The sequence below is a fragment of the Sphingobacterium sp. JUb56 genome (assembly GCF_014191365.1).
GTDB classification, from domain to species: domain Bacteria; phylum Bacteroidota; class Bacteroidia; order Sphingobacteriales; family Sphingobacteriaceae; genus Sphingobacterium; species Sphingobacterium anhuiense.
In genome coordinates, this window is the sequence record NZ_JACHWL010000004.1 from 57,622 (window position 1) to 70,455 (window position 12,834).

The following is a 12,834-nucleotide window of genomic DNA, read 5'->3' on the forward strand; positions in this document are numbered from 1 at the left end:
ATTAATCTTCAATATTCGTCAGTTCAGGATTGTGTTTCTTTATTCTAGACCACATTAAATAGATTGCAGGAATCACAAATAAAGTCAATACGAGTGAAAACATAGTTCCTCCTACGATAACAACGCCCATTCCTATACGACTTGTAGAGGCTGCTCCCAATGACAAGGCAATCGGCAAGGCTCCAAGTGCGATTGCTAGAGACGTCATTAAAATCGGGCGTAATCGCCCTGCAGAAGCCTCAACAATTGCATCATATTTAGATTTTCCCTCTTCTCTTAGCTGATTGGCAAATTCTACTATCAAAATACCATTTTTTGTTACCAGCCCAATCAACATAATAGTTCCAATCTGACTAAATATATTCCAAGACTGACCAAATAACCAAAGTGAAAATAATGCTCCTGCAACGGCTAGTGGTACTGTAATAATAATGACGAAAGGGTCAATAAAACTTTCGAATTGCGCTGCTAAAATCAAATAAATTAAAAGTAAAGCCAAACCAAAGGCAAACATTGTATTGGATCCACTCTCTTTAAAATCTCTCGACTCACCACCTAAATCTGTCGTAAAAGTCTCATCCAGTACCTTGGCTTTAATCCGGTCCATTGCTTCTATTCCTTCTCCTAAACTCTTTCCTGGGGCTAAACCAGCAGAAACAGTAGCAGACATGTAGCGATTATTATGATAGAGCTGAGGAGGGCTGCTCCGTTCCTCAATCTTTACAATATTATCCAGCTGAATCAATTGTCCATCCTTGTTCTTAACAAAGATCGAGGCAAGGTCGAGTGGCGTACTCGTATCTTTTTTATCAAACTGACCAATAACTTGGTATTGACGCCCATTCATCATAAAATACCCAAATCGCTGTCCAGAAAGAGACATTTGTAATGTTTGAGCAACATCTAATATAGAAACACCTAAACTTAGGGCCTTTTCACGGTCAATATTGACATAAAGCTCAGGTTTATTGAATTTCAAATTAACATCAGAGATTGAAAAAGTTGGATCATCATTCACCGCGTCCATAAATTCAGGTATTTTCTCTTCCAACTTCTGAAAATTAGGAGCCTGTATAATATATTGAACAGGTAGCCCCCCTCGTCTATTCACAGAGATAGTCGGTTGTTCCATAACTGAAACCTTAGCTTCAGAAGAAGATCGCGTTAAACGGGACAAATCACGTGCTATTTCCGCCTGCGTACGCTCTCGGTCCTCCTGCTGTACAAGACCAAGACGAATCATACCACTATTAGCCGCGGCTGACCCAAATCCTGGAGAAGTAATCACCAGACTGACATCTTTTTCAGGAACTGAATCATTGACAAGAGTTGTTAATTCAGTCATAAAACGATCCATATAATCATAAGATACACCCTCAGGAGCAGTGACTCGCACTGTCAGATAGCTTCTATCGTCATAGGGTGCCGTTTCCTTTGGTAATAAGCTAAAGAAAAGATAAATAAGACCAAAACAAGCTAAAACAATTGGATAACTGATCCATTTCTTTTTCAGAAATTTTATCAGAGAGCTTGCATATCCATCTGTTAGCGCCACAAAATAAGGTTCTGTCCGATCATAAAACTTAGTTTTCTTCTGTTCTCCGCCCTTAATTAAATAAGCATTCAACATCGGAGTCAATGTTAAGGAGACAAATGCTGAGATAAGTACAGCAGCTCCAATAACGATTCCGAACTCCCTAAAAAGCCGACCTACGAATCCCTCTAAAAACACGACTGGTAAGAATACAGCGGCAAGTGTAATAGAAATCGATATAACAGCAAAGAAAATCTCATTAGAACCTTTAATAGCCGCCTGAATAGGGGACATACCTTCTTCCACTTTCTTAAATATATTTTCTGTGACGACGATACCATCATCAACAACAAGTCCTGTGGCAAGAACGATCGCTAATAACGTTAACACATTAATCGAGAACCCACAGAGATACATCACAAAAAATGTAGCAATTAATGAAACAGGTATATCAATTAAAGGTCGAAATGCAATCGACCAATCCCGAAAGAATAAGAAAATGATGAGGACCACCAGTACAACAGAAATCAATAATGTTTCCGCGACTTCTAGAACAGCACGCTTAACAAAAAGCGTATTATCAAGTGCTATTTTCATGACAATATCATCAGGAAGGTCCTTTTTCAACTGATCAAATTCCTTGTAGAAACTTTTTGCAATTTCCAGATAATTCGTGCCGGGCTGTGGGATCACAGCCATACTCAACATGGGTAATCCTGAGTCAGACATTTTAGTTTCGAAATTTTCAGCCTCTAGCGCAGCTTTCCCAACATCACTCAGACGGATAATACTATTTCCTGTCGATTTAATAATAATATTATTAAACTCTTCTTCCGAAGCCAAGTTACCGATAGTCTTTACTGTCAGCTCCGTGTTAGAACCCGTTAATTTACCAGAAGGTAATTCAACATTCTGTAGGTTTAAAGCAGATCGCACATCCAGAACAGTAACACCATAAGAATTCAATTTGACTGGATCTAGCCAAAGTCGCATAGCATATTTCTTCTGCCCCCAGATTTGTACCGAACTAACCCCTGGAATTGTTTGAAGACGCTGTGAAATCGTATTTTCAGCATAATCAGACAATTCCAAAATATTCTTTTCAGAACTTTGCACTGTCATGGTAATAATAGGTTCAGAGTCTGCATCAGCTTTTGATACCACAGGTGCTGCATCAATATCCTGAGGTAGACTTCGAACAGCCTGTGACACCTTATCGCGCACATCATTTGCCGCTTCCTCTAGGTTTTTACCCAGATTAAATTCCACCGTTATATTACTAGTACCTTGATTACTCGATGAGGAAATATTTCGGATCCCATCGATGGAATTAATAGCCTTTTCCAAAGGTTCCGTAATCTGAGACTCGATAATATCGGCGTTAGCACCAGCGTAACTTGTCCTAACCGATATTTGAGCCGGGTCAATAGAAGGGAATTCTCGTACACCCAAGTAGGAATAACCAATGATACCAAATAAGATCAACATCAAATTCAGTACAATAGTTAATACTGGGCGTTTAATACTTGTTGTAGATAAACTCATATAACACGATTAACGTAATGTAACCTTCACTTTAACATCATTCTTCAGCGACATTACTCCTGTAGTCAAAACAGTATCACCGTTCATTAAACCAGACAATACATTCACCTTATCCTTAGTTCTTCCTCCTGTTTCTACAATCACCTCTCTTGCTTTCCCCTCTTTTACAACAAATACTTTCTTTCCATTCTGTATAGGAATTAGTGCTTCGGAAGGAACCATTAAAGCATCATCAATGCTCTCCAGTGGTAAGATCACATTCACAAAGACACCAGGAACAAATTTATTATTTGAATTATCAGCACGAGCTTTTATTAGTAAAGTTCGAGTTGTCAAATCAACAGCAGGATCAATAGCAAAAATTTCTGCTGCAAAAACCTCCTTAGATTCAGGAATTGTAAATGAAATCTTTTTACCCACCGACACTCTGCTTACATACTTTTCTGGGATCGCAAATGATAATTTAACCCGATCTGACTTTACGAGTTTGGCAATAGGGGTAGTAGGAGTGATATATGCGCCTTTAGATACAGATCGCAAACCAATTATTCCAGAAAATGGTGCCCGTATGTATGTTTTAGATAATTGTGCTTCTATATATGCGATTTGCGATTTCGCCGTTCTATAATCAGCACTTGCAATATCATACTCCTCTTGACTAATCGCCTCTTTCTCCAGTAGCAGTTTTGCTCTTCGTTCATTTTCCGAAGTCAATTGCGTTCTTGTTTTAGCTTGCTCTAATTGTGCTAATAAATCTGAGGCAACGATTTTCACCAGTATAGCACCTTTGTTTACGCGACTTCCTTCAGAAAAATTTAATTGATCTATTAATCCAGAAACCTCAGAACGAATCTCTACTTGTTCATCTGGCTCAATCGTCCCTGTCAGATTAAGGTTATCAGCGAACGATTCAGCAAAAATAACAGCACCATATACAGACATGGTACCCGCTTTTCCTTTTCCGGCTGTCGGAACTTCATTCTTCTCTTTATTTGTCGTTATTCTTTGCCAGATCAAGTATCCAAATACAAGAATTATTAGCGCAATGACAATATATTTAATTTTCATAATCCAGTATAGCATATAGAAATGCGTAAAATACATTTCAATATTCAAGTTTATAAAAATTTAACGACTAAATAAGTAGAACTTCGTAATATTGTTATGATAATAACAGAATAAATAATACCATTATAAATTCCAATTGTACAATTACAGATCTATAAAAAAGCATTATACAGCAAAAAGCCTCTAGAATATAATTCTAGAGGCTTTGTATAAAAAAAGGCATCGACCTACTCTCCCACCTGTTACGGCAATACCATCGGCTCTGGCGGGCTTGACTTCTCTGTTCGGAATGGGAAGAGGTAGACACCGCCGATATAGACACCTAAAATATTTTGAATCAACAATGTTGATGTAAACAAATCAGATTAAAGCAAAATAGCCTTGTTAAAAGGCTATTCTGTATAAAAAAAGGCACCGACCTACTCTCCCACCTGTTACGGCAATACCATCGGCTCTGGCGGGCTTGACTTCTCTGTTCGGAATGGGAAGAGGTAGACACCGCCGATATAGGCACCTAAAATGTTTTTATGTGATATATGCTCTATAAAAAGCATTATCTATAGACAATTGAAAGAAAAACTAAAAGAGGAAGACAACAGTGTTTGCGTTGCTTGAGAAAGCTTCGGGTGATTAGTATTGCTCAGCTATGGTATTTCTACCTTTACACCTGCAACCTATCAACGTAGTAGTCTACTACGGCCCTATAAGGAAGTCTCATCTCGTGGCTAGTTTCGCACTTAGATGCTTTCAGCGCTTATCTATTCCCGACGTAGCTACCCAGCCGTACACCTGGCGGCATAACTGGTTTACCAGCGGTCAGTCCATCCCGGTCCTCTCGTACTAAGGACAGATCCACTCAAACTTCCAACGCCCACAACAGATAGGGACCGAACTGTCTCGCGACGTTCTGAACCCAGCTCGCGTGCCACTTTAATGGGCGAACAGCCCAACCCTTGGGACCTTCTCCAGCCCCAGGATGTGACGAGCCGACATCGAGGTGCCAAACCTCCCCGTCGATATGAGCTCTTGGGGGAGATCAGCCTGTTATCCCCAGCGTACCTTTTATCCTTTGAGCGATGGCCCTTCCATACAGAACCACCGGATCACTATGTCCGTCTTTCGACCCTGTTCGACTTGTTGGTCTCACAGTCAAGCAAGCTTATGCCATTGCACTCCTCGTACGGTTACCAAGCGTACTGAGCTTACCTTTGAAAGCCTCCGTTACCTTTTTGGAGGCGACCACCCCAGTCAAACTACCCACCAAACAATGTCCTCGACATGATCGAGTTAGAAACCGAATACAGAAAGGGCGGTATTTCAAGGTTGATTCCATGACTCCTGGCGAAGCCACTTCAACATCTCCCGCCTATCCTACACATCCTGTACCCAATTTCAATGTTAAGCTATAGTGAAGGTGCATGGGGTCTTTCCGTCCCGTTGCGGGTAATCGGCGTCTTCACCGATACCACAATTTCACCGAGCTCATGGCTGAGACAGCGCCCAGATCGTTACACCATTCGTGCAGGTCGGAACTTACCCGACAAGGAATTTCGCTACCTTAGGACCGTTATAGTTACGGCCGCCGTTTACTGGGGCTTCGATTCAATGCTTCTCTTGCGATGACATCCCCTCTTAACCTTCCAGCACCGGGCAGGTGTCAGGCCTTATACTTCATCTTTCGATTTTGCAAAGCCATATGTTTTTGTTAAACAGTCGCCTGGGCCTTTTCACTGCGGCTTCTCCATCGCTGGAGGAAGCGCCCCTTCTCCCGAAGTTACAGGGCCATTTTGCCGAGTTCCTTAGCCATGATTCACTCGAGCACCTTAGGATTCTCTCCTCGACTACCTGTGTCGGTTTACGGTACGGGTTTTTATAACCTGAAGCTTAGCGGGTTTTCTTGGAAGTCTGTTTACCTGCTCTATCAGCGCCGCCGAAGCTTTGCTGTACTATTGGGTTTCAGCAGGGTCGGCGGATTTGCCTACCGTCCCTATACCTACGCCTTTTAACGAACTATTCCGTCAGTTCGCGGCAGTGTCACTACTCCGTCACCACATCGCAGTTATAAAAAGTACTGGAATATTAACCAGTTGTCCATCGGCTTACTCCCTTCGGATGCGCCTTAGGCCCCGACTAACCCTGATCCGATTAGCGTTGATCAGGAAACCTTAGTCTTTCGGTGGGCGGGTTTCTCACCCGCCTTATCGTTACTTATGCCTACATTTGCTTTTCTATCAACTCCACGGCCCATTACCAGACCGCTTCTCCGTAAATAGAATGCTCCCCTACCAGACATGCACAAAATGCATGAATCCATAGCTTCGGTAATACACTTGATGCCCGTTTATTATCCACGCCCGACCGCTCGACTAGTGAGCTGTTACGCACTCTTTAAATGAATGGCTGCTTCCAAGCCAACATCCTAGCTGTCTGTGCAGTCGGACCTCGTTAGTTCAACTTAGCGTATATTTAGGGACCTTAGCTGATGGTCTGGGTTCTTTCCCTCTCGGCCTTGGACCTTAGCACCCAAAGCCTCACTGCCGGCCATATCTTATAGCATTCGGAGTTCGTCTGGATTTGGTAGGATTTGACTCCCCCGCACCCAATCGGTAGCTCTACCTCTATAAGACTCCATGCCGACGCTGTTCCTAAAAACATTTCGGGGAGTACGAGCTATTTCCCAGTTTGATTAGCCTTTCACCCCTACCCTCAGGTCATCCGGAAACTTTTCAACGTTTATCGGTTCGGTCCTCCATTACATGTTACTGCAACTTCAACCTGCCCAAGGGTAGATCACAAGGTTTCGCGTCTACCTCATCTGACTATGCGCCCTATTAAGACTCGCTTTCGCTTCGGCTGCGTGGCTGAACCACTTAACCTTGCCAGACAAGAGTAACTCGTAGGCTCATTATGCAAAAGGCACGCCGTCACTGGACCTGCCAGCTCCGACCGCTTGTAAGCACACGGTTTCAGGTTCTTTTCACTCCTCTGTTCGAGGTTCTTTTCACCTTTCCCTCACGGTACTAGTTCACTATCGGTCTCTCAGGAGTATTTAGCCTTATCAGATGGTGCTGACAGATTCCCACAGGGCGTCTCCGACCCCGCGGTACTCAGGGTACTGCTAGGCTAGCATTCTATACGTGTACAGGGCTATCACCGTGTATCGCTGGGCTTCCCATCCCATTCCACTTCTGTTTGCTAATGCCACATCGCAGCCCTACAACCCCAACAATGCCGTAACATTATTGGTTTGGGCTCTTTCCCGTTCGCTCGCCACTACTTGGGAAATCATTATTATTTTCTTCTCCTACGCCTACTTAGATGTTTCAGTTCAGCGCGTTCGCGTATTTTACAACATACCTTCAGTATGCTAGGTTGCCCCATTCGGAAATCTTCGGATCAAACTCACATTTGCTAATCCCCGAAGCTTATCGCAGCTTATCACGTCCTTCATCGCCTCTGAGAGCCTAGGCATCCCCCGTGTGCCCTTATTTACTTTCTTCACCTCATAGCCCTTTTGCTACTATGGGTTGCTTTTTGATATATAACCGTGATGCTACGCATTAATCCGTTCGGCCTTGACCGAGGGTCTTCATAATACATCAAGCACATCACAGTATTGTCTCTACTGTTGTCTTCTCTTGTAATTTTTTTTCTTTCAATATGTCAAAGAACTCTTTGTAGCCTTATCGTGAACACAATATCTTAGCGTCCGGGCATACGTGTGGAGAATATCGGAGTCGAACCGATGACCCCCTGCGTGCAAGGCAGGTGCTCTAGCCAGCTGAGCTAATTCCCCGTATTATTTATGGTAGTCCCGAGCAGATTTGAACTGCTGACCCCTACATTATCAGTGTAGTGCTCTAACCAACTGAGCTACGGGACTAGCTTATCATTCTATCTCTCTGGACCATCCATTTTCAGGGATGGGCACATTTCTTCAAATGCTTTTTTATAGTAATCAGTACTTAGATATCAGTAGTTAGATAGAAAATAATCTAAATACTAAATACGCTGTACTAAATACTTTTTTAATCATGTGTATCCGTAACGAGCTTCAATTCCGAATGCTCTAGAAAGGAGGTATTCCAGCCGCACCTTCCGGTACGGCTACCTTGTTACGACTTAGCCCCAATTATCGGTTTTACCCTAACACGCTCCTTGCGGTTACATGCTTTAGGTACCCCCAACTTTCATGGCTTGACGGGCGGTGTGTACAAGGCCCGGGAACGTATTCACCGCGTCATTGCTGATACGCGATTACTAGCGAATCCAACTTCATGAGGTCGAGTTGCAGACCTCAATCCGAACTGTGAACGGCTTTTAGAGATTAGCATCATATTGCTATGTAGCTGCCCGCTGTACCGTCCATTGTAGCACGTGTGTAGCCCCGGACGTAAGGGCCATGATGACTTGACGTCGTCCCCACCTTCCTCACAGCTTACGCTGGCAGTCTGTTTAGAGTCCCCACCTTAATGTGCTGGCAACTAAACATAGGGGTTGCGCTCGTTGCGGGACTTAACCCAACACCTCACGGCACGAGCTGACGACAGCCATGCAGCACCTAGTTTCGTGTCCCGAAGGACTGATCCGTCTCTGGATCATTCACTAACTTTCAAGCCCGGGTAAGGTTCCTCGCGTATCATCGAATTAAACCACATGCTCCTCCGCTTGTGCGGGCCCCCGTCAATTCCTTTGAGTTTCAATCTTGCGACCGTACTCCCCAGGTGGATAACTTAACGCTTTCGCTTGGACGCTTACTGTGTATCGCAAACATCGAGTTATCATCGTTTAGGGCGTGGACTACCAGGGTATCTAATCCTGTTTGATCCCCACGCTTTCGTGCATCAGCGTCAATACTAACTTAGTGAGCTGCCTTCGCAATCGGAGTTCTAAGACATATCTATGCATTTCACCGCTACTTGTCTTATTCCGCCCACTTCAAATAGATTCAAGTCCTACAGTATCAAAGGCACTGCGACAGTTAAGCTGCCGTCTTTCACCACTGACTTATAGGACCGCCTACGCACCCTTTAAACCCAATAAATCCGGATAACGCTTGGATCCTCCGTATTACCGCGGCTGCTGGCACGGAGTTAGCCGATCCTTATTCTTCAGGTACATTCAGCTTCCTACACGTAGAAAGGTTTATTCCCTGACAAAAGCAGTTTACAACCCATAGGGCAGTCATCCTGCACGCGGCATGGCTGGTTCAGAGTTGCCTCCATTGACCAATATTCCTTACTGCTGCCTCCCGTAGGAGTCTGGTCCGTGTCTCAGTACCAGTGTGGGGGATTCTCCTCTCAGAGCCCCTAGACATCGTAGCCTTGGTGAGCCGTTACCTCTCCAACTAGCTAATGTCACGCGAGCCCATCCATATCCTATAAATATTTGATCACAAACCGATGCCGGTAAATGATGTTATGCGGTGTTAATCTCTCTTTCGAGAGGCTATCCCCCTGATATGGGTAGGTTGCTCACGCGTTACGCACCCGTGCGCCACTCTCATCAGTTCGTAGCAAGCTACTCCCTGAATCCCGTCCGACTTGCATGTATTAGGCCTGCCGCTAGCGTTCATCCTGAGCCAGGATCAAACTCTCCATTGTAAAATGAAGTGTAAGATCAAGACTATTTATAATAAATAGAATTGTCTTGTATTTTAATTTCTAATTCTAAAATTGAACAGGTTGATTTTTTTTAACTTTCGTCGTTTCTCAACACTACTCGTTACGTTACATGATTATATTTTTAAAGAACTTCTGTCGCTTCCGCATCTCGCTTCGGCTTTTATGATGTCGGCATTGCGCCGGTATCGATCTTGTTTCTGTTTCCCTTCGTTTCCGTTGGGACTGCAAAGGTAGAAATCTTTTTGGTTTCTCCAAAATAAATGTGAAAATTTATTTTTTTGTTTTCCTGCTGTTTCTGCGTTTAACCTGAATTAAACCCTTCTTTTTTCAGTGCCTCCCCTTTCGGATCAGCCGTTCCTCCCTTGCGGAGTGGTGCAAAGATAGCGACTTTTTATAATCACTTCCTAATCTTTTCCGGAAATAGTTTGCCGTGAACCGGTAAAAGGCTTATAACCTGACCGATAAATTTATGGTTAAACATATAATTAATAGAAAATGTATAATCTCTGCTCAAAATCGATTGTCGATTATGTAGATTGTTTAGTGATATATCATATTTATAAATATCTTTATACATCTACAATAACCAAAATTAGTAATCAAAATGGCTAAAACTACCTTAAAAGATATCTCTAAAGCATTGAATATATCAATCTCAACAGTTTCCAAAGCTTTATCAGATAGTTATGAAATTAGTGAGAAGACCAAAAAGGTTGTTCAGGACTACGCTACAAAAATGAATTTTAGCGTTAATAAAGTGGCACAAAGTCTTAAAATCGGGAAAACAAATACTATCGGTGTCATTGTATGTGCGATTAATAATACATTTATAGCAGAAATACTAGACGGAATTCAAAAAGCATCTATAGAAACAGGCTTTGATATCATCATTATGCAGAGCAGAGAAGATATACAGGTTGAGAAATCCTGTATTGAAGTTTTAAACTCGAGAGGTATCGACGGACTTTTGATTTCACCAGTCAGCGAATCATCGAATCTGAGTTTATTGAAAGAATTACAAGAAAACGGAAAACCCATCGTTATTTTTGATAGAACAGTCAATCAATTAAAAACAGATAAAGTGGGTGCCAACAATTTCGACGGGGCTTATAAAGCTACCAAACACCTTCTCGAACAAGGACGTACAAATATCCTTCATATTACAGGACACCAATTAGGTGTTTCCAAAGACAGGTTAAACGGATATAAAGAAGCTTTAAGAGAATTTGAAATTCCACTAAAGCCCTATTACTTTATTGAGTGTAATATTCAAGATACCGCAATACTTGATAAACAAATCAAAAGCGCCATACAAAAAACACTAAACACAGAACATAAGCTAAATGCAATTTTTGGAGCCACCGATGTCATCACCACAAGAACACTCGGAATTCTAGCAGAACTCGGAATTAAGGTTCCGGAAGAAATTGCTGTTATTGGCTTTTCTAATATTTCTATTCCAACGTCACTCAACCCTGCATTGAGCAGAATCAAACAGCCTGCAAGTGAAATCGGACATACTGCAATGAAAAAACTCATTTATCTTATTAAGCGTCCATCACATAACGATTTTGAAACAATCGAACTAGAAACTACCCTGGAAATAAGAAAATCAAGTCTTTTGACTTGATTTTGCACCTCAGTTAGCTTTTTTACTTTTTAAAGTAGGCAACCGCATTGTGATAACAAATATCCGCGATAACCTTTCCAATCATATCGACATCATGCGGAAGGTAACCCTTGATGATATCTTCTGCAAAAATATTAGCAAGCAATCTTCTAAAATATTCGTGTCGAGAATAAGACAAGAAGCTTCTCGAATCGGTTAACATCCCAATAAAACAACTGATCAAACCATAATTAGAAAGTGCATTTATCTGTTCTGTCATACCATCCAACTGATCCTGATACCACCATCCTGAACCAAATTGAATTTTTCCCTTCATATTTCCGCCCTGAAAATTACCGATCATTGAACCAAAAACAGCATTATCAGCAGGATTAACATTATATATGATTGTTTTGGCCAATTGATCCTTTGTATCGAGATAATTAAAAAAATCTGCCATACGATCAGCTTGAGGGTAGTCCCCAATAGAATCATATCCCGTATCAGCACCCAAAATTGCGAGCTTCCCTTTATTTGTATCACGCAACGGGCCTAAATGAAATTGCTGCGCCCAATTTTTTGCATGGTACTTTGAGCATAATTCACTTAAAACATAAAAAACAAAGCTATCTTCCACTTCCAAAGCTCCGGTATCATCTCCATTGATCACGCGGATAAAAGTAGAATTCACTTCCGCTAAATTAAATGCCCCTTTTTTAGGCAGATATTTCAACCCATGATCTGAAGCCACACAACCCAAAGAGTCAAAATAATTAATTCGTTCATCAAGTGCTTCTAATAAAGAATCCAAGTGGTGTATTTTTATTCCGCTCACATCGGATAGTTTTTGCACATAAGCTCTAAATACATCTCCTTTCGATAATTGAAAAACCTTATCTGGGCGAAACGTCGGAAGTACTTTTGTGTTAAATTCAGTATTTAAACTTAAAGCCTTATGAAATTCCAGACTATCAATTGGATCATCAGTTGTTCCCACCATCTCAACCTTAAAATGGTTCAAAAGTCCCTGAGTACTAAAACTCGGTTCCTTCAATTGTTCCCTTGTTTGTTCATAAATAGCATGTGAACTTTGAGTGTTGAGCAATTTGCTAATTCCAAATGGATTCTTAAGCTCCATATGTGTCCAATGATACAGCGGATTTCTCAATGTTTGAGGCACAATCTCCGACCATTTTTGAAATTTTTCAAAATCAGAAGCTTCTCCTGTAATATATTTCTCTTCAACTCCCAAAGTTCGCATAGCACGCCATTTGTAATGGTCACCAGAGAGCCAAATTTGAGCAAGATTGTCAAACTGATGATTATTGCTAATCTGATCAGGGGGAAGATGATTATGGTAATCTATAATAGGAAGATCTTTTGCATAATTATGATATAGCTGTTGTGCAATATCCGATTGCAGTATAAAATTATGATTGATAAAATCTGACATT

General features: G+C 41.8%; 4 protein-coding genes, 2 tRNA genes and 4 rRNA genes. 1 reads left to right on the plus strand and 9 read right to left on the minus strand.

The window, feature by feature from the left end:
• Position 1: 1 nt before the first annotated feature.
• The 8 genes from FHR29_RS25580 to FHR29_RS25615 form a co-directional block, all read right to left on the minus strand.
• Positions 2-3,079: an efflux RND transporter permease subunit gene (locus FHR29_RS25580; RefSeq protein ID WP_183918223.1), complete on the minus strand. Its 3,078-nt coding sequence runs from the start codon at positions 3,077-3,079 to the stop codon at positions 2-4.
• A 9-nt stretch (positions 3,080-3,088) separates the two neighbouring features.
• Complete coding sequence (locus FHR29_RS25585) at positions 3,089-4,147, minus strand: efflux RND transporter periplasmic adaptor subunit (protein ID WP_183918225.1); 1,059 nt, start codon at positions 4,145-4,147, stop codon at positions 3,089-3,091.
• A 214-nt stretch (positions 4,148-4,361) separates the two neighbouring features.
• Positions 4,362-4,473 (minus strand): 5S ribosomal RNA (rrf, locus tag FHR29_RS25590).
• An 80-nt stretch (positions 4,474-4,553) separates the two neighbouring features.
• Positions 4,554-4,665: ribosomal RNA gene (rrf, locus tag FHR29_RS25595) — 5S ribosomal RNA — on the minus strand.
• Between the two features lie 93 nt (positions 4,666-4,758).
• Positions 4,759-7,646: ribosomal RNA gene (locus tag FHR29_RS25600) — 23S ribosomal RNA — on the minus strand.
• Positions 7,647-7,869: 223 nt separating this feature from the next.
• Positions 7,870-7,943 (minus strand) — tRNA-Ala (locus FHR29_RS25605).
• A gap of 10 nt (positions 7,944-7,953) precedes the next feature.
• Positions 7,954-8,030: transfer RNA gene (locus FHR29_RS25610), tRNA-Ile, on the minus strand.
• A gap of 190 nt (positions 8,031-8,220) precedes the next feature.
• Positions 8,221-9,750, minus strand: a 16S ribosomal RNA gene (locus FHR29_RS25615).
• Together the 16S, 23S and 5S rRNA genes with 2 tRNA genes alongside form the textbook arrangement of a ribosomal RNA operon.
• Before the next feature lie 625 nt (positions 9,751-10,375).
• Between FHR29_RS25615 and FHR29_RS25620 the strand changes: the two genes are divergently transcribed.
• The gene (locus FHR29_RS25620) at positions 10,376-11,401 is read left to right on the plus strand and encodes a LacI family DNA-binding transcriptional regulator (protein ID WP_021191083.1); all 1,026 of its coding nucleotides are present in this window, start codon (positions 10,376-10,378) and stop codon (positions 11,399-11,401) included.
• Between the two features lie 22 nt (positions 11,402-11,423).
• On the opposite strand, the gene uxaC is transcribed toward FHR29_RS25620, so the two are convergent.
• Positions 11,424-12,833, minus strand: coding sequence for a glucuronate isomerase (uxaC, locus tag FHR29_RS25625; RefSeq protein ID WP_132846217.1), 1,410 nt, complete (start codon positions 12,831-12,833; stop codon positions 11,424-11,426).
• Position 12,834 lies beyond the last annotated feature (1 nt).

Excerpts from the sequence above, each read along its gene's own strand:
- FHR29_RS25580 (WP_183918223.1), bottom strand. The coding sequence starts at position 3,079 with ATGAGTTTATCTACAACAAGTATTAAACGCCCAGTATTAACTATTGTA.
- FHR29_RS25585 (WP_183918225.1), bottom strand. The coding sequence starts at position 4,147 with ATGAAAATTAAATATATTGTCATTGCGCTAATAATTCTTGTATTTGGA.
- FHR29_RS25620 (WP_021191083.1), top strand. The coding sequence starts at position 10,376 with ATGGCTAAAACTACCTTAAAAGATATCTCTAAAGCATTGAATATATCA.
- uxaC (WP_132846217.1), bottom strand. The coding sequence starts at position 12,833 with ATGTCAGATTTTATCAATCATAATTTTATACTGCAATCGGATATTGCA.